Origin of the sequence: Paraburkholderia sp. (assembly GCF_049581445.1) — a bacterium.
Classification (GTDB): Bacteria; Pseudomonadota; Gammaproteobacteria; order Burkholderiales; family Burkholderiaceae; genus Paraburkholderia.
The window spans coordinates 1-24,129 of record NZ_JBAURZ010000199.1; the positions used below are offsets into that span (position 1 = coordinate 1).

Below are 24,129 nucleotides of genomic sequence, written 5' to 3' on the forward strand. Positions count from 1 at the left end.
GCGAGTCGGTACCACCCCTTCCCATCCCGAACAGGACCGTGAAACGACTCCACGCCGATGATAGTGCGGATTACCCGTGTGAAAGTAGGTAATCGTCAGGCTCCCCTGCAGCAAGCTCAAACCCCACCCCGCAAAGGTGGGGTTTGTGCGTTTACGGAAACGCCATAACCGGCTCTACCCACATTGTGGTTCGAGCAGGAGGCAGCGGTGCTGAACCGCGCGCACAACGCAATATCAATCAGCAACATTTTGTAATCTAAATGAATGGTAATTCGCGGAATATTTTCATTTTGTAAGAAAATGAGCGCACGCGATTCGCATAGATTCAATCCTTAAAATTGATCCCGCTCGACATCCCCGTGCACCAAAAAAGAACATTTCGCCGCTAAAAAATCTCAATATTTGTGCGTTTGCACAATTTCCCGCAAAAGCGCAATACCTAAGCCTGCAATAGAGTCTATCGACTACTGCATTAATTACTTAACAGGTGTTTGCGGCGCTGCAAAAAAGTTATTTTCGGGTTATCCTCGTTAACCCTTGACGCGTGTGCGACATCAGGACGCGTTGACCTGGCCCCGGAATCGAGTTTTGCACCGAATAGTGCAATCAGACTGTAATGTGTATTTCAAAGCTTTCAATTTGACGGCTTGATTCGGACGGTTTTTCTGCTTCAGCCCTTTAAAGAACAAATGCAATACCCACCGCTTCTAAGCCTTCTGATCTGGGTCCCCATCGTTGCGGGCATCATCGTTCTTCGTGCGGGTTCGGGTTCGCCCGGCCGTGCTCGCTGGCTTGCGCTGATCGGCTCAGTTGCCGGCGCCTTGCCCGTGATTCCCCTTGTCGCCGGGTTCCAGAATGGCGCAGGAATGCAGTTCGTCGAGAACGTCAAATGGTTGCCGGCATTCGGCATCACGTGGCACCTCGGCGTCGACGGCATCTCATTGTGGATGATCGTTCTGACCGCGCTGACGACGGTCGTGATCGTAGTGGCGGGTTGGGAGTCCATCACGGTGCGCCGCGCACAGTATTTCGGCTCGTTCCTGATGCTGTCGGGCTTCATGCAAGGCGTGTTCTCGTCGCTTGACGGCATGCTGTTCTTCATCTTCTTTGAAGCGACACTGATTCCGCTCTACCTGCTGATCGGCACGTGGGGCAATACGAATCGCACCTACGCCGCGGTCAAATTCTTCTTCTTCTCGCTGCTCGGCTCGCTGATGATGCTGATCTCGATGCTGTATCTGTTCGCGCAGACCCACAGCTTCGACCTCGAAATCTGGCGCAACGCGCAGTTGGGCTTCGTGCCGCAAACGTTGATCTTCCTCGGCTTCCTCGCAGCCTTCTCCGTGAAGGTTCCGATGTGGCCCGTGCACTCGTGGTTGCCCGACGTCCACCTGGACGGACCAACTGGCGCCGCAGTGATGCTCGGCATGCTGAAGATTGGTGGCTACGGACTATTGCGCTTCGCGCTGCCTATCACGCCGCAAGCCGCCCACTTCTTCGCGCCCGCCATGATCACGCTGTCGCTGGTTGCTGTGATCTACTCGAGCCTGCTTGCGCTGGTGCAGACCGATATCCGCAAGCTGCTCGCGTATTCGTCCATCGCACACATGGGCCTCGTCACGCTCGGCCTGTTCATCTTCAATCCGCTGGGTCAGGAAGGCGCGATCATGCAAATGATCTCGTACGGCATCGTGTCCGGCGCCATGCTGCTGTGCACGGGCATGTTGTACGACCGCACGCAAAGCGGCTCGATTGACGCCTACGGCGGCGTCGCCAACACCATGCCGAAGTTTGCGGTGTTCGTGATGCTGTTCTCCATGGCCAATGTGGGATTGCCGGGTACGGCGGGCTTTGTTGGCGAGTTCATGGTGTTGATGGGCGCGATCGGCTTTAACTTCTGGATCGGCGCAATGGCTGCACTGACCGTGGTGTTGAGCGCTGCCTACACGCTGTGGATGTACAAGCGCGTTATCTTCGGTGCGATCAAGAACGCACGAGTCGCGAAGCTCAGTGACGTGGGCACGCGCGAATTCGCGCTGCTGGGTGTGATGGCCGTGCTGGTACTCGCAATCGGCGTCTATCCGAAGCCGTTCACTGACGCGATCAGCCCGACCTCGCAAGCAGTGTTGGCGCAGACCAATCGCTCGGCGCAGCCGGTTCAATCGGCGTCGGTTGATAGCAAGACTAGCGAGCCTTTGCAGGCACGCGAAACGGTCGCCGTGAATCAGATTCACACGCCGGGCTAAGCAAACAAAAAGTCTTTCGGTGCCGCGACTGTTCTACACAGGTGCGGCACACGCACTATCGGGGCACCACAGGTTCACTTCAGTTTCACTTCATGCGCGCAGCCGATGGGTGCGTCGTCATGTGTTGGTTGCGGTCGTTAGCCGGCAATCGTTTTATACCTTGATACAAGTCAGCCAACGAGCATGTGCGCAGAGTAATGCGGCAACGTGTCACATGCTTCGGACTCGCAAAAGATTGTTGCGAAATTAGGTGTTTATATGGGGATAACGGGGCCTTACTATGCGACCGCTTACTATGGGAGAGCGGTCGAATGATGGTCGTTAAAGTCGTAAAGAGCGGGCAATCAATATGAAAGATAAGACTCTGCGAGGATCGATGGGCTTGATGTCCTTCGGTCTGATGTCGTTGCTCTCGGGTTGCAACATGGACGTGTTAGATCCGAAGGGCAGCGTGGGCCTGGCGGAACGTGATCTGATCACCACGTCGACATGGGCAATGCTCATCGTCGTGATACCGGTGATCGTGCTCACACTGGTGTTTGCATGGCGCTATCGCGCATCGAACAAGAGCGCCGAGTACCGTCCCAACTGGGCGCACTCTACCGGCATCGAAATCGCCGTGTGGCTCATTCCTACACTCATCATTCTGTTCCTGGGTGTACTCACCTGGAAGAGCACGCATGAGCTGGATCCGTACCGTCCGCTTGAATCGAACGTGAAGCCGATCAACGTCGAAGTCGTCGCGCTCGACTGGAAGTGGCTCTTCATCTATCCGGATCTCGGCATCGCGACGGTCAACCAGCTCGCGTTCCCTGTCGGTACGCCGGTCAACTTCAATATCACGTCAGACTCGGTGATGAACTCGTTTTTCATCCCGCAACTTGGCGGCCAGATCTACGCAATGGCGGGCATGCAAACGCGTCTGCATCTGATTGCCGATGAAGCCGGCGACTACGCCGGCGAGTCCGCGAACTTCAGCGGCAAGGGCTTCTCGGACATGAAGTTCCGCGCTATCGCTTCGTCGCCTGAAGAGTTCAACGCGTGGGTCGCGAAAGTGCGCGCATCGTCGGACCGCCTTGACATGAACCGCTACAACGTCGTGTCGCAACCGGGCGAAAAGGCGCCAATCAGCTACTTCTCATCGGTTGATCCCAAGCTCTTTCACAACATCATTGCCCGATACAACAACGGTAACGTCATGGATCTGAAAGACGACAGTAACTGTAAGGCCAAGGGGTAACGCATGTTCGGTAAATTAACCCTCGACTCGATTCCTTATCACGAGCCGATCATCATGTTCGCCGCCGCCTTGATGGCGGTCGGCGCGATTGCGGTGCTGGGCACCGTGACGTATCTCGGCAAGTGGCGCTATCTGTGGAGCGAGTGGCTGACGTCAGTCGATCACAAGAAGCTGGGCGTCATGTACATCATCGTTGCGATGATCATGCTGCTGCGCGGCTTTGCCGACGCCATCATGATGCGCACGCAACTGGCGATCGCGTATCACAACCCTGGCTATCTGCCACCGCATCACTACGATCAGATTTTCTCCGCGCACGGCGTCATCATGATTTTCTTCATGGCGATGGTGTTCATGGTGGGCCTGATGAACCTGATCGTGCCGCTGCAGATCGGCGCACGCGACGTGGCATACCCGTTCCTGAACTCATTGTCCTTCTGGATGACGGCAGTCAGCGTGATCCTGATCAATGTTTCGCTGGTGATCGGTGAATTCGCTCAGACCGGCTGGCTCGCTTATCCGCCGCTGTCGGAGTTGAAATTCAGTCCGGGCGTGGGCGTCGACTATTACATCTGGAGCTTGCAGCTCTCGGGTATTGGCACCTTGCTGACTGGTGTCAACTTCTTCGTCACGATCGTCAAGATGCGCGCGCCCGGCATGACGTTCATGAAGATGCCGGTGTTCACATGGACGGCGCTGTGTACGAACGTGCTGATCATGGCTGCATTCCCGATCCTGACGGTCACGTTGGCGCTGCTTGGCCTCGACCGTTACCTGGGCATGCACTTCTTCACGAATGACGGTGGCGGCAACGCCATGCTGTATCTGAACCTGATCTGGGCATGGGGTCACCCCGAGGTGTACATCCTGATCCTGCCGGCGTTCGGCATCTTCTCGGAAGTCATTGCGACGTATGCGAAGAAGCCGCTGTTCGGTTACAAGACCATGGTCTATGCGACCTGCGCGATCATGGTGCTGTCGTTCCTCGTGTGGCTGCATCACTTCTTCACGATGGGTTCGGGCGCGGACGTGAATGCCTTCTTCGGCATTGCGACTATGATCATTGCGATTCCGACAGGCGTGAAGGTGTTCAACTGGCTCTTCACGATCTACAAGGGCCGTCTCGAGTTCACGACGCCGGTGCTGTGGACGCTCGGCTTCATGGTCACCTTCACCATCGGCGGCATGACCGGCGTGATGATGGCGATCCCGGGCGCGGACTTCGTGCTGCACAACAGCCTGTTCCTGATTGCTCACTTCCACAACGTGATCATCGGTGGCGTGCTGTTTGGTTATCTGGCTGGTTTCAACTACTGGTTCCCGAAAGCGTTCGGTTTCAAGCTGAACGAAAAACTCGGCAAGGCCGCGTTCTGGTTCTGGCAAGTCGGCTTCTGGGTCGCGTTCACGCCGCTTTACGTGCTCGGCTTCATGGGCATGACGCGCCGTCTGAATCACTACGACAATCCCGCATGGCATCCGTGGCTGTTGCTGGCTGAAGTCGGCGCTGTGCTGGTGGCTATTGGTATCGGATGCCAACTGCTGCAACTGTACGTCAGCATTCGCGACCGCGACCTGCCGGGTAACCGCGACGTCAGCGGCGATCCGTGGGATGGCCGTACGCTCGAATGGTCGACGACTTCGCCGCCGCCGGTCTACAACTTCGCTATCGTTCCGACCATCCGCGAACTGGATGCGTTCACCGACATGAAGAAGCGCGCGAAGGTGGAGAAGAGCGAACCGCTGTACCGCGACATTCACATGCCGTCTAACACCAGCGCGGGCTTCTTTATCGCCATGTTCAGCCTCGTGCTCGGCTTTGCTGCAATCTGGCATATCTGGTGGCTGGCAATCGTTGGTCTGGTTGGCGCAATCGGTACGCTTATCGTGCGCAGCTTTAGCAACGATACGGGCTACTACATTCCTGCTGATACGGTTCAGCTGATCGAAGAGCGACGTAGTGGCAGCGGCGCTGGCGCAGCGCTTGAACTGGCAGAGGTGGACTAATGTTACAGAAGACTAATCTAGCGCATCCGATCCACGAGGCGGATCACGTACCGTCGCAATCGGTATTCGGCTTCTGGCTGTACCTGATGACGGACTGCATCATCTTCGCGTCGCTGTTTGCAGTGTTTGCGGTGATGAGCCATCAGTTTGCAGGTGGTCCGAGCGGTAAGGATCTGTTCGAAATCCCGGGTGTCGCGCTCGAAACGGCGGCGCTGCTGCTGAGTTCGATCACCTACGGCTTCGCAATGCTCGGCGCGTACAAAGGCAAGAAGGGCGTATTGCTGTTCTGGCTCGCCGTGACGTTCCTGCTCGGTGCTTCGTTCCTCGTGCTCGAAATGCGCGAATTCGCGCACCTCATCGCGGTGGGCGCTGGTCCGGACCGTAGCGCATTCTGGTCGTCGTTCTTCACGCTGGTCGGCACGCACGGCTTGCACGTGACCTGCGGCCTGCTGTGGATGATTGTGCTGGGCGTGCAGGTGATCCGCGCTCCCAAGCTGACCGAGCGCGAATTGACGCGCCTGACGTGCCTGAGCCTTTTCTGGCACTTTCTGGACATCGTCTGGATCGGTGTTTTTACCTTCGTCTATCTTACGAGTGTGATCTAAATGGACCATAGCCATACCGCTCACTCGGGTGAGAGCCATGGCAGCCTTGGCAGCTATACGGCCGGCTTCATCCTCTCCGTTCTGCTGACTGCTGCCGCATTCGGCGTTGTCCTATCCGGCGCGGTGTCCGGGCACAATGCAGTGTTGCTGATCGCCGGGCTCGCGTTCGTGCAGATCATCGTTCACCTGGTGTGCTTCCTGCACATGAACACGTCGTCGGAACAGAAGTGGAACGTCATGGCGTTCGGCTTTACCGTGCTGACTGCTGTTATTCTGATTGTCGGGTCGTTGTGGATCATGCATAACGTCGCGATGAACATGATGTCGCGCTAATTACATCGCCATCGCCATCGCTGGCAGATGCAAACAGAACGGCCCCTCTTGCAGGGGCCGTTCTGTTTTGAGGGCAGCGTTTAGGAATGCGCAGAAGGTGTATTCAGACTAGGCAAAGCGCGGCGGCCGCGCGATTCATTTGCGACGCGGACTCTTAGGCGCCGGGGCCGTCGTATCCCGGATCACCAACTCCGACAACGGCACCTTATACGCGTCGCGTTTGGGTTTGATGCCTTCGATCCGATCGAGGGTCAATCCCACCGCAATCGATGCAATGGCTGCTGTTGGAAAAGCGACGGTGGTCAGCGCAGGACGGAACTGGTGCGCGAGATGGATATTGGTGAGTCCGATCACCGATAGATCCTGCGGCACGCGCTTGCCGATATCATTCGCCGCCTGGATCGCACCGATGGCCATCAGGTCATTGGTGGCAAATAACGCGGTAAGTTTAGGCTGCTCGCCAAGCAGCGCGCGTGCGGCTTCGTAGCCCGCTTCAATTGAGTCGCGGCACGCATGCACCTTGATGGAGTCGGAGGCGACGCCACGCGCGGCGAGTGCATCGGCGAATCCCTGCAGCCGCTCTGATTGCGGTCCACCGGAGCCTTCGCCGAGCAGCACACCAACACGCCGGTGGCCGAGGTCGTACAGATGCCCGGCGGCCAGTTCCCCTGCATGCGCATAGTCCACCGTGACGCAAGGTAATGCACGCGTGGACTGCTCACCTTCCCACATGCAGAGCACGAGCGGCGAGCCGCGTTGCGCGATCTCCGCGAGTTCTTCCGAACTGACGTCGGTGTTCATCACGATCACCCCAGCGGCCAGCGTGCCCGCGATCTTGTCGAGGTAGGCGCGCGCGATGGCGGGATCGTCGTCGGTGTTGCAGACCAGCAGGAAATAGCCACGTCGTCGCGCCGCGGTCTCAGCCTCCAGCACGAACTCGGGATAGAACGGGTTTGAGATATTTGACAGCATCAACGCGAGCGTGGAGGTGCGTCCTTCGGCGAGCGCGCGCGCCGTGAGATTAGGGCGATACCCGAGTTCACGAACCGCGGCCATGACGCGCTCAACCGTCGTGGGCTTCACCTTCTGGGGATTGCGCAGCACGTTGGATACGGTGGCCGCGGTCACCTGTGCGCGCTGCGCGACTTCCGCGAGGGTCACCATAAGCCGTACGCCGCCAGCAACGATGCGGCCCTAGGAAAACCGAGGGTAAACGAGCGGAAGCTATTTGAATATGCTCGCTTTTTTTGCGTTTCGCCCATATATTGAGACGTCGTTGTAAGTGTTGCGTGTCGCGAACGGCTCGGATAACTTCACGTTCAGACACAGGAGGAAGACATGTTAATTCAAACAGCGATTTTTCCGTCGAAAAATTTAAGCGCTTAAATTTTGTGGACTTCGACCCGGAAAAATCATGACGGCCATCTCCCTTAGAAACATTTCGAAGGCTTACGGCGAGCATCCGCCGGTGCTGCGCGATGTCAATCTAGACATCGCTGAGCACGAATTTTGCGTGTTCCTCGGGCCATCGGGCTGTGGAAAATCGACGCTGCTGCGTCTGATCGCAGGCCTTGAAGATGTCAGCGACGGCGAACTGAAAATCGGCGGCCAGCGTGTGAACGAGGTGCAACCCGCCGAGCGCGGCGTCGCGATGGTGTTCCAGAGTTACGCGCTGTTCCCGCATATGTCCGTGTTCGAGAACATTGCCTTCGGCCTGCGGATCGCGAAGGTCTCGAATGAAGAGATTCGCCGCCGCGTCAATGAGGCGGCACGCGTATTGCAGATCGAGTCGCTGCTTGAACGTAAGCCGCGGGCACTCTCGGGCGGGCAACGTCAGCGGGTAGCGATCGGACGCGCCATTGTTCGGGAACCCAAAGCATTTCTGTTTGACGAACCGCTTTCAAATCTGGACGCGACGCTGCGCGCACAAACGCGTATCGAGATTGGTCGTCTGCATAACCGTTTTGAACAGGCGAGTTCGGTCTACGTCACGCATGATCAGGTCGAAGCCATGACGCTCGCCGACAAGATCGTCCTGCTGCGCGCCGGTGAAGACATGACGCGCTTGGGCAGCATCGCGCAGATTGGCTCGCCGCTAGATCTGTATCACCGCCCGGCCAACCTGTTCGCCGCTGGCTTCATCGGTTCGCCGCGCATGAATTTTCTGCCCGGGCAAGTGGTGACAACCAGTGCATCGCGGGTCGATATCAAGCTCGACGATAGCGACGAGGTGCTCGCATTGACTGAGCGTCAAGTCGAAGCCTCCTTAACGGCGGGCGCACGGATCACGCTGGGCGTGCGTCCGGAGCACCTGACCATGACTGAACCACAAGCAGCAACCCACGAGCGTTTGGGGCTGTCACGCGAGGTGGCGTTCACGGAGCAATTGGGCGAGGTCACGTATGTGCACCTTGATACCCGTGGCGAACGTCCATTGATTGCAAAAGCGCCGGGTAGCAGCGCGGTGCGCGCAGGCGAGAGGCAGGTGTTTTACATCACACCGGCTTCTGCGCATCTGTTCGACGAAAACGGTGACGCCGGCGCGCTGGCGCGTCAGGTTTCGATTCATTAACGGGTTGGCAGTGAACAGGCGGCAGGCGTGAGGCGGCCGTCACCATAAAGTGAAGAGTGGAGACAACCATGAAATTCAGAGCAGGAAAGGTGTTACTGGCAGGCATCGCGTGTCTGGCGTTGACGGCCGCGACTTATGCTGACGCCGCGACGTTGCGCGTCACTGTGTCGGCGCGCGGCAATCAGCGCGCGGTCTGGCAAAACGCGTTCGATCAATTCGAAAAAGCGAATCCTGACGTGGACCTGAAAGTGACCTACGTGGGCGAGGAGGCCTACAAGGTGCAGATGTCCGGTTGGCTCGCAACCGATCCGCCTGATGTGCTGAGCTGGCACAACGGTGAACGTATGGCGTATTTCGCCAAGCGCGGCCTGCTCGACGACCTGAGCGCCGACTGGCAAAAAGACGGCTGGAACCAGACGTATGCAGCGGTCAAACCGCCTTCCACCTACGCGGGCAAGCAATATGCCGCGCCGTTGGGCTACGATTCGTACGGCTTCTTCTATCGCAAGGATCTGTTTGAAAAAGCAGGCATTACGAGCGAGCCCAAGACGTGGGACGACTTTCTCGCCGATTGCAAGAAGTTGAAGGACGCTGGCATTGCACCGATTGCTGTACCGGCCAAGGACTCGTGGACGCTGGCTGCATGGTTCGACTATCTCGACTTGCGTATCAACGGCTACGCGTTTCATGAGCAACTGATGGCGGGCGACATCGCCTATACGGACCCGCGCGTTCGCAAGGTCTACGCGACCTGGAAGACGCTGATCGACGACAAGTACTTCGTCGACAACGCGCTCTCCTACGACGTGGATTCGGTGAGCCCGCTGCTCGTCAACGGTCAGGCCGCGATGATGCTGATGGGCACGTTCTTCTCGGCAGGTTTGCCGGAAGCGACGCGCGACAAGATGGGTTATTTCCGCTTCCCGGTGATCGACGCGTCGGTGCCGATGGCTGAAGACGGCCCGGTGAACATCCTGATGATCCCGGCCAAGGCGGCTAACAAGAAGGATGCGCATCGTCTGCTCGCTTTCATTGCGCAACCGGAGATCAATGGCGAACTCGCGAAGGGCTGGGGCCAGTTGCCGTCGAACAACAAGGCGCCTGAACCGCAGGATCCGATTTCGAAGATCGGCTTCCAGATCCTGTCCAGCACGCCTGGTGGTGTCGCGCAGTTCTACGATCGCGACATGACCAAGGAAATGGCCGACGAGGGCATGAAGGGTATGCAGCAGTTCTACAGCGACCCGAGCCAGATCGACTCAATCCTGAATCGACTCGAACAGTTCCGTAAGCGGATCTACAACAAGTAAGTCGAGGCGCACCCGGATTGCGACGTATGCTAAAGCGCTTCTACGCCGCAATCCGGTAACCTGCATCTGGACGAGGAACCTGAACGTGTCCACGACTATGTCAGACAAAGCCGTACCTGCCACCCGCGCGCGCCGCAAGGCGCCGGCGCCGCTTAGCCGGCGACGCAATCGCACAGCCTTGCTGTTTCTGTTGCCGGGTGGCCTGCTGTTTGCAATCTACGTGATCTACCCGGTGATCAGCAGCATCGTGCTGAGCTTCTATAGCTGGGATGGCATGACCGCGAAAACCTTCGTGGGGCTCGCCAATTACAGTGAACTGATCCATTCCGACACGTTCTACACGGCGCTGAAGAACAACGTCATCTGGCTCGTGCTGTTTCTGCTTGCGCCGCCATGCGGGCTTGCCTTCGCGTTGTATCTGAATCAGAACGTGCGTGGCATCCGGCTGGTCAAATCGCTCTTCTTTGCGCCGTTCGTTCTGCCTGGCGTCGTGGTGGGTCTCGTGTTCGGCTGGTTCTACGACCCCACCTTCGGTTTGCTCAAGCTGATCGTGGGGCACGGCGTGCCGGTGCTAGGCGATCCGCGCTACGTCACCTACGGCATCATCTTTGCCGCGCTATGGCCGCAGATTCCGTTCTGCATGATTCTCTATCTGACCGGACTCACAGGGATCAACACCGAGGTCATCGAGGCGGCGCGCATGGAAGGCGCCAAAGGCTTCACGCTGTTGTGGCACGTGATCCTGCCACAGCTCAGACCGGCCACATTCATGGCGGTGGTGCTGACAGTGATCGGCGCGCTGCGCAGCTTCGACCTGATTTCGGTGATGAGCGGCGGCGGTCCATTCGACAGCTCGACCGTGCTCGCTTATTTCATGTACGACCAGGCCATCAAGTACTACCGCGAAGGCTATTCGGCCGCGATCGCAGTAGTGCTGTTCCTGATCATGCTGATCTTTATCGTTTGGCAATTGCGGCGCCTCGTGCGCAGCGAATCCTGAGGAACCGACATGTATCCAATGCCCGTTTCCCGCTGGCGGCCATGCAGCCGTCTGCTCTACAAAATCTCGCTGCCGTGCGCCTTATTGCTGTGGCTGCTGCCGCTGCTCGCGGTGCTGGTGACGTCGATCCGTTCCAGTGACGAACTTTCGGCAGGCAACTATTGGGGTTGGCCCGAGCACTTCGCGCTGGTGGAGAACTACGGCACGGCGCTCACGCAAACGCCGATGCTGCATTACTTCTGGAACAGCATCCTGATCACGCTGCCCTCGGTGGCTGTGTCGATCTTTCTCGCGTCGATGGCGGGGCACGCACTTGCGAATTACCGCTTTCGCGGCAATCTGCTGTTGCTCGCCATCTTCGTGGCCGGCAACTTCGTGCCGGTGCAAATCCTGATGATTCCGGTTCGGCAGTTGACGCTGGCGCTCGGTCTCTACAACACGGTGTTAGGGCTGGTGCTGTTTCACACCGCATTTCAGACGGGTTTCTGCACGCTGTTTCTGCGTAACTTCATCCGGGCGCTGCCTTATGAGCTGATCGAGGCGGCACGCGTGGAAGGCGCGAGCGAGTGGGCCATCTATGCGCGCATCGTGCTGCCGCTGGTGCGGCCCGCGCTTGCCGCACTCGGCATTCTCGTCTTTACGTTCGTATGGAATGACTACTTCTGGGCACTGTGCCTGACGCAAGGCGATGACGCCGCGCCGATCACGGTAGGCGTGGCCGCCCTCAGAGGGCAGTGGACGACATCGTGGAACCTCGTTTCCGCAGGCTCGGTGCTAGCCGCCCTGCCGTCGGTCGCGATGTTCTTCGCGATGCAGAAACACTTCGTCACCGGGCTGACGTTCGGCGCAACGAAGGGATGACAGTGCGGGCCTCGCCGGCCCGCATTCCTTGAGTTCATGACGATTGACCGGTTTTGGGCAGCCTGCCGCGGGGCAGGTTGGGTCCCCTTGCGAGATCGATTTCAATCGCGGTTTCAATCGCGGTGTCAATCACGCGCGATTAAACGCAATCACTACGGACAGCGAGAGCACCATGCATTTAGGAGTTTGCTATTACCCCGAGCAGTGGCCGCAGCATCAATGGGAAAGCGATGCACGGCGGATGGCGGAACTGGGCATCAGCCGGGTGCGCATCGCCGAGTTCGCGTGGAGCAAGATGGAGCCGGAACCGGGGCGTTACGAGTGGGCGTGGCTGGATACCGCTATCGAAACCCTTGCTAAACACGGCCTGAAAGTCATTCTCGGTACGCCTACAGCGACACCGCCACGCTGGCTCGTTGGCCTGCACCCGGAGATTTTGCCGGTCACCAAAGACGGCGTGACGATGCAGTTTGGTTCGCGCCGTCACTATGACATTTCGAGCGAGGTGTATCGGGAGTATTGCGCGCGTATCGTCAAGCAGATGGTGCAGCGATACGGCAAGCATCCCGCTGTGATCGCGTGGCAGACCGATAACGAACTCGCGTGTCACGACACCTCGCCGACCTATACGGACGCCGCGCGCGAGCGCTTCACCCAATGGCTCGCCGCGCGCTATGGCGAAGTGGCGAAGTTGAATGCGGCATGGGGCAACGTGTTCTGGAGCATGGAGTACAGCAGCTTCGATGAGATCGGGTTGCCCAATCTCACGCCCACCGACGCGAATCCGAGCCACTGGCTGGATTTCCGCCGCTTCATGTCGAGCGAAGTGGCGAGCTTCCATGGTCTGCAGGGCGAACTGATTCGCGAGCACGCACCCGGGCGCGATCTGCTGCACAACTTCATGGGCTTTTTCACGAGCTTCGATCACTACGAGTTCGCGAAAAGCGGTCTCGATGTCGCGGCCTGGGACAGCTATCCGCTGCCGCGTACTGAAGTGCTGTGGTTCGACGACGAGGAAAAGCATCGTTGGGCGAGGAGTGGACATCCGGATATCCCTGCTTTCAATCACGACCTGTACCGCGGCGTCGGCAAGGGACGCATGTGGGTAATGGAGCAGCAGGTCGGGCCGGTCAACTGGGCGCCGTATAACCCGGTTCCGAAGGCTGGCATGGCTCGTCTGTGGACGTGGGAGGCCTTTGCGCACGGTGCGGAACTGGTGTCCTATTTCCGCTGGCGCCAGGCGCCGTTCGCGCAGGAGCAGATGCATTCGGGCATCAATGCACCGGACGACAAACTTACCGCAGGCGGCCACGAAATTGCTCGCGTGGCGCGCGAGATGGCAGCGCTTGGCGCTACGAAATCTGCGGCGGCTACGGGTGCGTCAAAGCAGGCGCCCGTGGCGCTGCTGTTCGACTATCCAGCCGACTGGATCGTGCAGATTCAACGCCATGGCGCCGATTTCGACTATCAGCGCCTCGTGTTCGAGTGGTACTCGTGCCTGCGCCAGATGGGTGTGGACGTGGACATGCTGCCCGCCAGCGCCGATCTGAGCGGTTACAAGCTCGTGGTGGCGCCGTCGCTGCCGGTGGTGCCTGACGCGCTCGTGGCACAGATCCAGTCTGGCGACGCCCAGTGGCTATTCGGCCCGCGCACGGGTTCAAGGACCGCGGACTTCACGATCCCCGCCACGCTCCCGCCTGGCCCGCTGCAGGCCGTTCTGGACGTGCGGGTGGCGCAAAGCGAGTCGCTGCGTCCCTCGTTGCGGCCGGCGGTGTCCTTTGACGGCGTGCAGGGGCAGGGCAGAAGCTGGCGCGACCATGTCGAGCCGGGTCACGGTGTCGACGTGATAGCGTCGTTCGAGGACGGTGTGCCGGCGCTTGTCGGCGCGGGCAGGGTACGCATGGTCAGTGCCTGTTTCGACGAGGCGCTGCATAAAGCGGTGCTCGCGCGCTCCTTGCGCGACGCGGGCATTGAAACGCTAACGCTGCCGGAAGGTGGGCGCCTGCGCCGTCTCGGCAACGTGTGCTTCGCCTTCAACTATGGCGATAACACATGGCACGTGCCGGCGCCGGAAGGTGCCCAATTCGTGCTGGGCAGCCGCGAGGTGGGGCCGGCGGACGTCGCGGCATGGGTGGAGCAGCCGTAACGTCGCGTGCCGACGAGCTAACGCGTTTCAGTAAGCTTTGGCATACTGCCGGTTCAACGGACGTCGCGCCGGTCTCCATTCTGGAGCCCGGCGCGGTCGTTATTGCCGATAGCCAACTGCGTGCGCAGGGCAGCATCCGTGTGCCTGCGTATGCAGCCAGCATTACTTAGCGTCATCGATGAACTACTCCCGGCTCCTCAGCCTCACGCGCATCCCGTCCTTCATGTCGCTGGCAGGCGCGACGCTGATGCTCGGGGTAGCCATGTCGTTCACCGCCCCCTATCTTTCGCTGTTCGGCGTCGAGCGCGCCGGAATGACGCCGCTCAAGCTCGGTCTTTTCATGACGCTGATCGCTGCAAGCGGCGTGGCGGCCAGTGGCTGGGCCGGTAAGTGGTCTGATCGCCACGGGCATCATCGGACCTTGTTGCTGGCGGCACTGGGCGCAGCCGCACTCGGCTTCCTGCTGTTGTGTTTCGTGCGCGACTACCGGGCGCTTCTGATCATTGGCATCGCTTTCCTTGGGGCAGGCGGTTCGGCGTTGTCGCTGGTGTTTTCGTTCGGACGTGCTGCATTGCCCGTGACCAACGAAGCCGAGCGGACCTTTGCTATCGCAACGCTGCGTACCGCGTTGTCAGTCGCGTGGGTGTTTGGGCCGTCGGTGGGGGCGCTCGTGCTTGCCGGCACGGGCTTTTATGGCCTGTTTCTGTTCGCCGCGGCCTGCTTCGCCGCTTGCGGCGCGATTATCTGGAGGATGCACGAGGCGCCAGACGCAGACCCGCACATTCCGCCTGACCACGTCCCAGGCGATCCGGCTTCATCGCTCGAAGTCACCACCGTGGAGCCGGAAACGCCGGTTCAGCCGGATTTCGTTCATCCCGTGGCGCCATCGCGCGTCATCTGGCGCTCCGTGCTCGCACTGACGCTGATCGGACTCGCTGCCAACGCGACCATGATCGTGCTGCCGCTCTACGTCGTGCATGGATTGCACGGCACGCGTATCGATGTGTCCATCATGCTCGGGCTCGGTGCTTTCCTCGAAATCCCGATGATGCTGGCGCTCGGCGCACGTGGCGCGACGCTGAACAAGATGCGCTGGCTGGCCGCTTGCGCCGGCGTGCACATGATGTATTTCATCTGCGTGGCCGCCGTCAATTCCATATCGTTTCTGATTCCGATGCAGGCGCTCAATGCGTTCGTGGTCGCGGTGACGTCGTGCCTGGGCATGACGTATGTGCAGGATCTGATGCCGCGCTCGCCTGGCGCGGCCACGGCGTTGTTCTTCAACTCGGCGCGGGTAGGCTCGATTCTCTCGGGTGTGCTGTCCGGCCTGCTGGTTGCGGGCGTGGGCTACAAGGGGACGTTCCTCTTCTGCGGTTGCCTCGCGCTGGGAGCGCTGATCCTGTTTGCGGATCCGCCGTGGCGGCAAATGGCGCGCTACGTTCAGGAGCGCTGGCCAGGCCGCGAGAGATGAGGGGGCGTTGTTCACATCATGACTGCACACAACTGGGTCGATTTACGTCAGCACGAACACGCTGGAATAGAAACGCTGCGTGCGCATTTTGAAGGACATGCGTACGACCCGCATTGGCACGACGCCTATCTGCTCGGCTTTACTGAGCAGGGCGTGCAACAGTTCGAGTGCCGCCGGGCGCGTCAGCACAGCACTCCGGGCAACGTGTTCATGCTCGAGCCCGGTGACATCCATGATGGCCATGCGCCCTCCGATCGCGGCTTTACCTACTCGATGCTTTACCTCAAGCCGGACTGGCTCGCGCTTGAATTGCGCGCATGGTCCGATGAGGTCCCTGCCACGGGCGAGCCGCATTTCCCCACTACCCTGACCGAAGACAACGGGCTCGCCACGGCCATTGCACGAGTCGTTCACGCCTTGCGTGACGAAGAACCACGCGTAGTGCGACAGGGAGCAATCGACGGTCTGCTCGAGCACGTGAGCGGTCATCTAAGCTGGCGCTTGCGGCTTGCGTACGATCCGCGGATACCGTCGGTTGCCCATCGGGCGCGCGACTACCTGCACGCACATCTGTACGACGACATCGGACTCGATGAGCTTGCAACCATTTGCGGGGTCGATCGTTTTCGCTTGTCGCGGGTGTTCAAGGCCAGTTTCGGACTCGCCCCACATGCCTATCTGATCCAGTTGCGGCTGACGCGAGCGCGTCAATGGCTCGCGCAAGGAACTCCGCCCGCCGAGGTCGCGCATAAGCTGGGCTTTGCTGACCAGAGTCATCTTGGCCGCTGGTTCCGCCGCGCCTATGGCCTCACACCTGCCCACTACGGCAAACGCTGCACAAACGTTCCAGACTTCGCGTCGAACAACCTCTAGTCTTGCCGGCAAGGGCCGTCTACGGTGCTGCGTGGGGTGTCCGCGCAGCACGCAGGTCGCGTGCCCGGAAACCTGGGATATCCGGGGCCGGAAGCGCCTCGGCACTCAGTCAACCTGAGACGGTAAAGGATAGAGCGTGATGGAGTTCGATACGAAAGTGGCGATCGTGGTGCTCGAGGATCTGGCGATTTGGCAAAAGCTCAACGTAACGGCATTTCTTGCCACCGGGATAGCGGCGGCCGCGCCAGAAGCGATGGGCAAGCCATACGAGGACAGTAATGGCCGGCAGTACGCAGCCTTGCTCGTACAACCCATGATGGTGCACAGCGGCGATACGGCAGGGTTGTTGCGTGCGTTTCAGCAAGGTCATGACAGGAAACTGACCATGGCGGTCTACGTGAAGGCCATGTTCTCGACGGGCAATGACGACGACAACCGCGCGGCGTTTTTGTCCGAGCCGGCGGCCCAGCCTGATCTGGTGGGCATTGCCCTGCGCGGGCCGAAAAAAATGGTGGATAAGGCGGTGAAGGGACTGGCGCTGCATCCGTGACGGGATTCGGCGGCAAATATTGGTTTGGCAATCGTTCACACGAGGGTGTACACTGAATTATAGACTGAACGGTTCCATACTAGATATGCCTTCATTCGACACACAAGCTGCACCGGGCCGTCCTCGCGAGTTTGAGCTCGACGAGGCCGCCGACGCTGCCATGCAGGTGTTCTGGTCGCAGGGTTACAACGGCACGTCGCTTCCTGATCTCATTGACGGAACAGGGCTGTCGCGCGGCAGTTTGTACAAGGCCTTCGGAGACAAGAAAGGGCTGTTTCTGGCAGCGCTGGATCTATATATCGCACGCGCTCGCGAACGCGTGTCGTCGACGCTGCAGACGCCAGGACCGGCTAAAGCGGCCATTCATCAAGCCCTGCTGCGCTATGCGCAGATTGCGAGCGCGTCGGCCGGGCAGCGCGGCTGCCTGCTGGTCGCCACGGCCACCGAGATGGTGCCGCATGACGCGGAGATCGCCGAACGGGTTCGCGCGATGTTTGCGTGGCTGCAAGCTGCATTTGCGGGCGCGATTGAGCGTGCCCAGGCGCAAGGCGAAATAGCGCCGAGCCAGGACAGTCAGACGCTGGCTCGACTTCTGCTGTGTCTCACTCAAGGCATGCGTGCTGTCGGCAAGACCGGAGCGGCGAAAAAAGACATGATTGCGGTGATCGACGCCGCGATGCGCATCCTGGAGTAAATTTTTTTTGCTTATTTTGGAACCAATCAGTTCCTATAGGAGAGGCTCATGAATCCTGTGACCACGGTGAACCATCCCGCCGCTATGAGCCATGATCCGCGTCGCTGGGCGGCATTTGCCGTGTTGCTGGTGGGCGCGTTTCTCCCGCCGCTCGATTTCTTCATTGTCAACGTCGCGCTGCCTTCGATTCGTCAAGGGTTGGGCGCGACGCCGGCCGAGGTTCAACTGGTAATCTCGGGCTATGCGGGCGCTTACGCTGTGTTTCTGATTACAGGCGGGCGGCTGGGCGACCTGTTTGGCCGGCGCCGGGTGTTTCTGGCAGGACTGACGGGGTTTGGCCTGTCGTCGGTGCTGTGCGGACTCTCGGTCTCCCCGATGATGCTGATCGTCGGGCGTATCCTTCAAGGTTTGAGTGCGGCCGTGATGGCGCCGCAAGGTCTCGCATCCATTCATGCGTTATTTCCTGACCATGAGAAATCGCGCGCGTTGGGTTTTTATGGCGCTGCGATTGGTCTTGCCGCCGTGATCGCTCAGGCATTAGGCGGGCTGCTAATATCCGCGAATCTGTTTCACCTGCATTGGCGCGTCATTTTCCTGATCAACCTGCCTATCGTCGCGGCCGTGTTCGTTGGCGGTTTGCCGCTGCTGCCCGATACGCGCAGCGATCATCCGGCCAAACTGGACCGGATGGGTGTTCTGCTCTCTGCGCTGGGGCTGGGTTTGCTGATCACGCCGCTGGTTGAGGGCCGCGAAGCCGGCTGGCCGTGGTGGTCGTGGCTGATGCTAGCTGCTTCGCCTTTGGCCGGCATGCTCTTCTGGCGCCATGAGGCGGCGCTCGCGCGTCGCGGCGGGACACCGCTGATCAGCCCCGACCTGGTGAGGGCGCCGGGGTTAGCGGTGGGCTTGATGGGCGTGCTGCTTTTCTATGTGCTGTCGGCGTTTTTCCTGACGTTCTCGGTTTACCTGCAGGGCGCGCTTGGCGCCAGCGCATTGTCGGCGGGCCTCGTGTTCGTGCCGTGCGGCGTGGGCTTTTTCATTGGCCCGCTTACGACACCACTCGCCATCCGCGTCTTCGGACGCTTCGTCCCTGCCATTGGTATGTTGTGCGAAGTGCTCGGATGCGTGCTGCTGGGTCTGATCGTTGCGGCGGCGCCAGCGGCACATTATCCGGCCCGCTTGCCAATGGACGCCGCGCTATGGTTGATCGGATTCGGGCAGGGGTGGGCGCTCCCTACGCTGGTGCGCAGTGTGATTGACCGGGGGCCGTTGGGTGGTTCCGGCATGATTTCGGGCGTGGTGAACTCAGCCCTGCAGATCAGCGCAGCGCTTGGCGTGGCCGTTATCGGTGGCGTCTTCTATGCCGTAGCAGGTGTGCGTTCATCGCCGGCCTCGATGGCGCACGCGTTGATCGTTGCGATGCTGAGTATTGCCGGGTGTCTTGTCGTGTCGGCGGCGTTGTCTGTGCGAGCTTCTAAACGACCGAGGGCGAGCGTCGTATAGCTGCGGCCAACTGCATAGTCGATGCGCGCGAATGAGAAGCTCGACAGGCTCGCCGGAAGAGGCGAGCGCGGCACGGTTCAACGCATTAACACGCGCGGTGCGCAGGAAGCGCACGTCGAGTGTTGTTACGAGACGCGCTCACTGACGAACGCCGGATCCTTGGGCAAGATCAGATGTGCGGGAATGTGGCTCACAGTGCGGCGTGCCGCGAAGAAATACAGCGCAGCAGGCACAATTAACCCGATGATCCACGAGATATCGGCGCCATCTAGCGAATCGACGAGCGGGCCCGTATAGAACCCGCTTGAAATGAACGGCAGTTGAACCAGTACGCCAATCGCATAGACAGCGATGCCCGTGGCATTCCAACGCCCGTAGCGGCCGTTCGGATCATAAAGCGCCGGGACGTCATAGCGGTCGCGCGTGATGAAGTAATAGTCGACGAGGTTGATCGCGCTCCAGGGCGTAAAGAAGGCAAGCAGGAACAGGATGAACGACGAGAATTCTTTCAGGAACGCGTGACGGCCGGCGAGTGCGAGCCACATCGCCACACTGACCATCACGAGGATGTAGGCGAGACGGCTGCGAGCGGACAACCGGTTGTCGCCGCGAAAGCCGCTGACGACGGTCGTGATCGACATCACGCTGCCGTATGCATTGAGCGTGGTGATCGTGATCTTGCCAAAGGCAATGGCGAAGAACAGGAGCGCGGCGATCTTGCCGGTTGCCCCCAGGCCGACCACGAACGACACTTCGTGCCCCGAAAACTGCTTGCCGGCGAGCGCGGCAGCGAACACGCCGAACACCATCGAGGTTTGCGCGCCAATTCCCGAGCCTAGGCCAATGGCCCAGAACGTTTTACGCGCTGAGGTCGAACGAGGCAGATAGCGCGAATAGTCGGCCACATACGGACCGAATGCAATTTGCCACGACGCCGACAACGACATCGCCAGCAGGAAGTTGGCAAGCGTGAAATGACGGTTAGCCAGCAACGCGGAGACGTCATGGCCAATCAGAAGTTGCGCGAACATGTAGACGAAGGCAATCACGCCGATCACGCTGGCGATGCGCCCAATGCCATGAATCACGCGATAACCCAGCACCGTGAACACAACAATCACAGCGGTAAAGGCGACGATTCCTGTCGCGTCGTTCACGTGCAGCAGTTGCGCGACCGCTTGACCTGCGAGCACCGAACCGCTGGCAGAAAAGCCAACGTACATCAGACACACGAGCACGATGGGAATCACTGCACCGTACACGCCGAACTGCACGCGACTCGAGATCATTTGCGGCAGACCGAGTTGTGGACCCTGCGCGCCGTGCAGTGCCATCACGCCGGCGCCGACAAGCTGTCCGATCAACAGGCCGACTAGCGACCAGAACACATCGCCGCCGAGGACCACCGCTAGCGCACCTGTCACGATGGCCGTGATTTGCAGATTGGCGGCGAGCCATAGCGTGAACTGGCTAAACAGACCGCCGTGGCGCTCGGAGTCGGGAATGTAATCGATGGTGCGGCGTTCGGCGATGGCGCGAGTCCGTGCGCCGCCAGTGGATGCAGACATGAAAATCCTCGTGCCGTGGCGCCGCCAGCTTAGCGTGTCGCCTATGTGAACAATCGACCCGGCGTGGTTTTGCGGGTCTCCTCGATCGGATACGGCTCGCAGACGTCCGCCGATTTCCAGTAGACTTTATGTGAATAAAAATGTCTAGACAAGTTGGGATGATTTATCGTTAACCCGAGTCGCGACTCTCTTTGAGTCTGAGAGATAGGTAAGAAAACAGGTGCTTTTCGACGATTTTCGAGTTTGATTGACCTGTGTGACTACCATCGCTGTTCATAGACATGTTCCGGATATGTCTAGACAACGATGCGTTTCCTGGCAGAGCAGGACGTGAAAAACCTGCTGCATTGGCTTGCTGGCGCCAACGTCTGCTGTTGCCCAAAGCTGCCGACACGGCGCCAGGTTTTCGGGCATCCTGTCAAAACGAACACGCAATAGCGCCATGACTTAAGGAGCCCCCCGCATGACCGACCACCCGATCGACAATCCATTTCTCGAATCGCTCGGCGTGCGTTTGACGCAGTGGCGCGAAGGCTATGCGGAACTCAGTATGTTGATCGACGGGAGCAAGCTGAACCGGCAGGGCGTGTTACAGGGTGGGGCGATCGCGACACTGCTCGATGCCGCAGCCGGATACGCTGGCTTATACACGCCGCCTGGGCAGGCGGCGTTGCACGCCTTCACGTTGTCGTTGACGACAAACTACCTCGATAAAGGCCTCGGTGAACGCGTTACTGCAAAGGGATTCCTGGAGCGCCAAGGGCGCTCCATTTTCTTTTCGCGCGGCGAGGCCTGGGTAGACGATCGCATCCTGATAGCGAGTGCTCAAGGGACGTTCAAGTATTCGAAGACTGCGGCTTAACATCCGCAATGATGGCGTGGAATCGATGCTGCATGCCCAGAGCGGCTATCTTTTACGTTCAGCCGTTTTGCCGGCGACTCGCAAGCCAGGCCGCGGTACGCGATGCAATGTATTCAGCGTATTCGGCATTGGTCTGCAAGGCGGGCATCTGATGATACGTGCCGCCTTGCGCGTCGGGCACGGGCAAATGCGACACCAGTTCCGCATGGACCTGCTGAAGATGGGATGGAGCCGTGGCCACGAGATTGGCGTCGCTGGATTGCGGCACATTCACGCCTGCAAGGGGATCGTCGGTACGAGGCTTGGTGAGTGTCAAGACATCGCCAAACTCGGGCGCAGCCGCATCGCGAGCGGTCAGCGCGGGCAAGCCCCAGCGCGTCTCAACCGTTTTCAGAATCGACGTGTGATCGAGCGGCATCGTGCCTGCCGGAACGCGAAACACGGTGCCGGGAGCGATCAGTGGTGAAACCAGCACAGTCGGCACCCGCAACCCAAAGCGCTTGAAGTCGAAGCCGTATTCGCCCACCGAATTGTCCGGCGGCACTGCGCCCAGCGGCGGGGCCACATGGTCATAGCAGCCGCCATGCTCGTCATAGGTGATGATCAGGAGGGTCTGTTGCCACTGCGCTTCATTGCTGCGCAAAGCGTAATACACGTCGTGAATCAGTTGTTCGCCCAATGCCACATCGTAGTTGGGATGCTGGCTGTTGCCCGCAGAGTCCCAGCTAGGTTCCAGAAACGTGTAGGCCGGCAGCGTGCCGTTTGTGGCGGCCGTCTGAAAGTCCGTAAAGAGACCGAAGTGATCGTCGGAGGCCTGAGTGGTATCCGGGAAATTGAGGCGCGTGAGAGGCTGCTGGTCGTAACCGTAGATCATCCAGCTTTGATTGTGTTGCGACAGCAAGCCAAAAATACTCGGACACGTATATGACTTGGTGTTGTCATCCATATGCCCCTGACTCGTTGCTGCACAAACGAACGCGCGATTCGGCAGCGTTTCGGTGGGCGCTGAACTGAACCACTGATCACACACGGCATAGCCGCGCGCGAGCCCCGAGAGCACAGGCAATAGCGCCGGCGTATACATTCCCATGATGTCCGTGGCGACGGTGCCAGGAAGCACCGACCAACTCGGCTTCTTCGATTCCCAGCCTAGCGTGTATGCGTAATCGGTGACGAAGCCCTGGTTGGTCGCCGTGGGCGGTGTGGGCGCGGTGATCGTGCCGAACAACTGGGAGTTCGTCGCGCTATAGCCCTCGCCGGGATCGGCGCCGGGCTGAAAATAAAGGTTGCTGGCGGTTGAGGGGATCGCGTAAACATTAACGGCTTCGCCGTTGGAGTCGGGGTTGGACTCGTCACCGGTCAGACCGTCAAAGGTCTGACCGGACGGCGGTTGATTTTGCTGGCCCGCGTACAGAAAGCCGAGCATGTGGTCGAAGGAGCGGTTCTCAAGCATCAGCACGACGATGTGCTGAATCGAAGCAAGCCGGTTAGGCATAGACGTACCTCGTAGATCTGGTTCCAGTTGCTGATAGAAGTCGGGGGCGATGCGCCGCGCAAACCACTCATGGATCCGCGTGGCTGTGGCATGCGACGAAGGCGCAAGCCCAACACGGCCCCACAGCGGCGATTTGTACGCGCGTTTGAGGGCGGCTTAATGACGGGTCAGACGGAGTTGGGAACTGAAAGTGCCTGGCGCATTGCAACGGCCTTGAAACGGCCTTGCAACACGTATAAGTGTGAAGGCGTGCAGACGCCGTCAGGCGAGGGCGGCCTGACGCAGGTTGTCGTCATGTTCAAACGCATAGGCGGTACGCTGCCCATCGGCTCGGGCTTGCGTTTCCGAACTGAACGTCTCTTTGCTATACGCGACTACTTTTTTACCGGTGCCATGCGGTCGTGCGATTGTGAGTCCCCAGTGCCAGCCACCGTCTTGCTCGAACACATGAAGCGTCAAATCAGGCAAACCGCGCGGATTCGTCATAGGTGCCTCCGCAGGTTGAGAGCTAGAGTGGCACAAAGTCCACGGCTCTGCAGAATACCAGCATAGGGCAATCAATGCTGCATCGCAACATCCTATTTTAGCAGCAGGGTTTTTGTTAGGACAAAGGCCTACAAGATTGAAAGCCTGGCCGCTTACAGAAGCCATAAAATTTAAAAAACGCGCCGAACAATCACGCGAGCGCTGGCAAAACTGTCATAAAAGCGCCTATGATGAAATGGCGCAGTGCATCACCAGGGCGCGCGGGCCATTACCCGCTGGCGGTATGTTCAACGACGAACACAAACCTGGAGGA

At 59.4% G+C, this 24,129-nt stretch carries 20 protein-coding genes and 1 rRNA gene; 17 read left to right on the forward strand and 4 right to left on the reverse strand.

Going from position 1 to position 24,129, the window contains the following annotated elements; all coding sequences use genetic code 11:
- The 6 genes from rrf to cyoD form a co-directional block, all read left to right on the forward strand.
- A 5S ribosomal RNA gene (gene rrf, locus WCA85_RS17325) occupies positions 1-101 on the forward strand; the annotation flags it as partial.
- A gap of 588 nt (positions 102-689) precedes the next feature.
- Positions 690-2,246, forward strand: a complete 1,557-nt coding sequence (locus WCA85_RS17330; protein WP_424065908.1) for a complex I subunit 4 family protein — start codon at positions 690-692, stop codon at positions 2,244-2,246.
- 349 nt (positions 2,247-2,595) lie between these two features.
- Positions 2,596-3,486 carry a ubiquinol oxidase subunit II gene (gene cyoA / locus WCA85_RS17335; RefSeq protein ID WP_424065910.1) on the forward strand — a complete coding sequence of 297 codons (891 nt, stop codon included), beginning with the start codon at positions 2,596-2,598 and terminating at the stop codon, positions 3,484-3,486.
- Positions 3,487-3,489: 3 nt separating this feature from the next.
- Positions 3,490-5,490 carry a cytochrome o ubiquinol oxidase subunit I gene (gene cyoB, locus WCA85_RS17340; protein WP_424065911.1) on the forward strand — a complete coding sequence of 667 codons (2,001 nt, stop codon included), beginning with the start codon at positions 3,490-3,492 and terminating at the stop codon, positions 5,488-5,490.
- The gene (gene cyoC, locus WCA85_RS17345) at positions 5,490-6,095 is read left to right on the forward strand and encodes a cytochrome o ubiquinol oxidase subunit III (RefSeq protein WP_424065913.1); all 606 of its coding nucleotides are present in this window, start codon (positions 5,490-5,492) and stop codon (positions 6,093-6,095) included. Before cyoB ends, cyoC begins: the two co-directional genes overlap by 1 nt.
- A complete protein-coding gene (cyoD, locus tag WCA85_RS17350; RefSeq protein WP_424065914.1) occupies positions 6,096-6,428 on the forward strand; it encodes a cytochrome o ubiquinol oxidase subunit IV in 333 nt (110 codons plus the stop codon).
- Positions 6,429-6,563: 135 nt separating this feature from the next.
- On the opposite strand, the gene WCA85_RS17355 is transcribed toward cyoD, so the two are convergent.
- On the reverse strand, positions 6,564-7,592 hold the full coding sequence (locus tag WCA85_RS17355; RefSeq protein ID WP_424065916.1) for a LacI family DNA-binding transcriptional regulator: 1,029 nt from the start codon (positions 7,590-7,592) through the stop codon (positions 6,564-6,566).
- 250 nt (positions 7,593-7,842) lie between these two features.
- On the opposite strand from WCA85_RS17355, the gene WCA85_RS17360 reads away from it, so the two are divergent.
- From WCA85_RS17360 to WCA85_RS17405, 10 genes are all read left to right on the forward strand, one after another.
- The gene (locus WCA85_RS17360) at positions 7,843-9,000 is read left to right on the forward strand and encodes an ABC transporter ATP-binding protein (RefSeq protein WP_424065918.1); all 1,158 of its coding nucleotides are present in this window, start codon (positions 7,843-7,845) and stop codon (positions 8,998-9,000) included.
- Positions 9,001-9,068: 68 nt separating this feature from the next.
- Entirely contained in the window at positions 9,069-10,310 is a 1,242-nt protein-coding gene (locus tag WCA85_RS17365) for an ABC transporter substrate-binding protein (RefSeq protein ID WP_424065920.1), read from the forward strand.
- A gap of 97 nt (positions 10,311-10,407) precedes the next feature.
- Positions 10,408-11,310, forward strand: a complete 903-nt coding sequence (locus WCA85_RS17370) for a carbohydrate ABC transporter permease (protein ID WP_424066121.1) — start codon at positions 10,408-10,410, stop codon at positions 11,308-11,310.
- Positions 11,311-11,319: 9 nt separating this feature from the next.
- Complete coding sequence (locus tag WCA85_RS17375; RefSeq protein ID WP_424065922.1) at positions 11,320-12,171, forward strand: carbohydrate ABC transporter permease; 852 nt, start codon at positions 11,320-11,322, stop codon at positions 12,169-12,171.
- 172 nt (positions 12,172-12,343) lie between these two features.
- A complete protein-coding gene (locus tag WCA85_RS17380; protein WP_424065924.1) occupies positions 12,344-14,317 on the forward strand; it encodes a beta-galactosidase in 1,974 nt (657 codons plus the stop codon).
- Between the two features lie 178 nt (positions 14,318-14,495).
- Positions 14,496-15,788 (forward strand): sugar efflux transporter, encoded by a 1,293-nt coding sequence (locus WCA85_RS17385; RefSeq protein WP_424065926.1) that lies wholly within the window; start codon positions 14,496-14,498, stop codon positions 15,786-15,788.
- Between the two features lie 18 nt (positions 15,789-15,806).
- The gene (locus WCA85_RS17390; protein WP_424065927.1) at positions 15,807-16,661 is read left to right on the forward strand and encodes an AraC family transcriptional regulator; all 855 of its coding nucleotides are present in this window, start codon (positions 15,807-15,809) and stop codon (positions 16,659-16,661) included.
- 139 nt (positions 16,662-16,800) lie between these two features.
- Positions 16,801-17,211 carry a DUF2000 family protein gene (locus WCA85_RS17395; protein ID WP_424065929.1) on the forward strand — a complete coding sequence of 137 codons (411 nt, stop codon included), beginning with the start codon at positions 16,801-16,803 and terminating at the stop codon, positions 17,209-17,211.
- A gap of 85 nt (positions 17,212-17,296) precedes the next feature.
- A complete protein-coding gene (locus tag WCA85_RS17400; RefSeq protein WP_424065931.1) occupies positions 17,297-17,905 on the forward strand; it encodes a TetR/AcrR family transcriptional regulator in 609 nt (202 codons plus the stop codon).
- Between the two features lie 48 nt (positions 17,906-17,953).
- Positions 17,954-19,405, forward strand: a complete 1,452-nt coding sequence (locus WCA85_RS17405) for an MFS transporter (protein WP_424065932.1) — start codon at positions 17,954-17,956, stop codon at positions 19,403-19,405.
- A gap of 125 nt (positions 19,406-19,530) precedes the next feature.
- On the opposite strand, the gene WCA85_RS17410 is transcribed toward WCA85_RS17405, so the two are convergent.
- Positions 19,531-20,973, reverse strand: coding sequence for a purine-cytosine permease family protein (locus WCA85_RS17410; protein WP_424065934.1), 1,443 nt, complete (start codon positions 20,971-20,973; stop codon positions 19,531-19,533).
- 463 nt (positions 20,974-21,436) lie between these two features.
- Here WCA85_RS17410 and WCA85_RS17415 point away from each other — a divergent pair, with 463 nt between their 5' ends.
- Complete coding sequence (locus WCA85_RS17415) at positions 21,437-21,835, forward strand: PaaI family thioesterase (protein WP_424065935.1); 399 nt, start codon at positions 21,437-21,439, stop codon at positions 21,833-21,835.
- Positions 21,836-21,893: 58 nt separating this feature from the next.
- Here WCA85_RS17415 and WCA85_RS17420 read toward each other — a convergent pair whose 3' ends face one another.
- Positions 21,894-23,330, reverse strand: a complete 1,437-nt coding sequence (locus WCA85_RS17420; RefSeq protein WP_424065937.1) for an alkaline phosphatase family protein — start codon at positions 23,328-23,330, stop codon at positions 21,894-21,896.
- Positions 23,331-23,591: 261 nt separating this feature from the next.
- Positions 23,592-23,816, reverse strand: a complete 225-nt coding sequence (locus WCA85_RS17425; protein WP_424065939.1) for a hypothetical protein — start codon at positions 23,814-23,816, stop codon at positions 23,592-23,594.
- Between the last annotated feature and the right edge of the window lie 313 nt (positions 23,817-24,129).

Excerpts from the sequence above, each read along its gene's own strand:
- cyoC (WP_424065913.1), top strand. The coding sequence starts at position 5,490 with ATGTTACAGAAGACTAATCTAGCGCATCCGATCCACGAGGCGGATCAC.
- WCA85_RS17400 (WP_424065931.1), top strand. The coding sequence starts at position 17,297 with ATGCCTTCATTCGACACACAAGCTGCACCGGGCCGTCCTCGCGAGTTT.
- WCA85_RS17420 (WP_424065937.1), bottom strand. The coding sequence starts at position 23,330 with ATGCCTAACCGGCTTGCTTCGATTCAGCACATCGTCGTGCTGATGCTT.
- cyoB (WP_424065911.1), top strand. The coding sequence starts at position 3,490 with ATGTTCGGTAAATTAACCCTCGACTCGATTCCTTATCACGAGCCGATC.
- WCA85_RS17360 (WP_424065918.1), top strand. The coding sequence starts at position 7,843 with ATGACGGCCATCTCCCTTAGAAACATTTCGAAGGCTTACGGCGAGCAT.
- WCA85_RS17380 (WP_424065924.1), top strand. The coding sequence starts at position 12,344 with ATGCATTTAGGAGTTTGCTATTACCCCGAGCAGTGGCCGCAGCATCAA.
- WCA85_RS17410 (WP_424065934.1), bottom strand. The coding sequence starts at position 20,973 with ATGTCTGCATCCACTGGCGGCGCACGGACTCGCGCCATCGCCGAACGC.
- WCA85_RS17395 (WP_424065929.1), top strand. The coding sequence starts at position 16,801 with ATGGAGTTCGATACGAAAGTGGCGATCGTGGTGCTCGAGGATCTGGCG.
- WCA85_RS17425 (WP_424065939.1), bottom strand. The coding sequence starts at position 23,816 with ATGACGAATCCGCGCGGTTTGCCTGATTTGACGCTTCATGTGTTCGAG.
- WCA85_RS17405 (WP_424065932.1), top strand. The coding sequence starts at position 17,954 with ATGAATCCTGTGACCACGGTGAACCATCCCGCCGCTATGAGCCATGAT.
- WCA85_RS17330 (WP_424065908.1), top strand. The coding sequence starts at position 690 with ATGCAATACCCACCGCTTCTAAGCCTTCTGATCTGGGTCCCCATCGTT.
- cyoD (WP_424065914.1), top strand. The coding sequence starts at position 6,096 with ATGGACCATAGCCATACCGCTCACTCGGGTGAGAGCCATGGCAGCCTT.
- WCA85_RS17365 (WP_424065920.1), top strand. The coding sequence starts at position 9,069 with ATGAAATTCAGAGCAGGAAAGGTGTTACTGGCAGGCATCGCGTGTCTG.
- WCA85_RS17385 (WP_424065926.1), top strand. The coding sequence starts at position 14,496 with ATGAACTACTCCCGGCTCCTCAGCCTCACGCGCATCCCGTCCTTCATG.
- cyoA (WP_424065910.1), top strand. The coding sequence starts at position 2,596 with ATGAAAGATAAGACTCTGCGAGGATCGATGGGCTTGATGTCCTTCGGT.
- WCA85_RS17390 (WP_424065927.1), top strand. The coding sequence starts at position 15,807 with ATGACTGCACACAACTGGGTCGATTTACGTCAGCACGAACACGCTGGA.
- WCA85_RS17355 (WP_424065916.1), bottom strand. The coding sequence starts at position 7,592 with ATGGTGACCCTCGCGGAAGTCGCGCAGCGCGCACAGGTGACCGCGGCC.
- WCA85_RS17415 (WP_424065935.1), top strand. The coding sequence starts at position 21,437 with ATGACCGACCACCCGATCGACAATCCATTTCTCGAATCGCTCGGCGTG.
- WCA85_RS17375 (WP_424065922.1), top strand. The coding sequence starts at position 11,320 with ATGTATCCAATGCCCGTTTCCCGCTGGCGGCCATGCAGCCGTCTGCTC.
- WCA85_RS17370 (WP_424066121.1), top strand. The coding sequence starts at position 10,408 with ATGTCAGACAAAGCCGTACCTGCCACCCGCGCGCGCCGCAAGGCGCCG.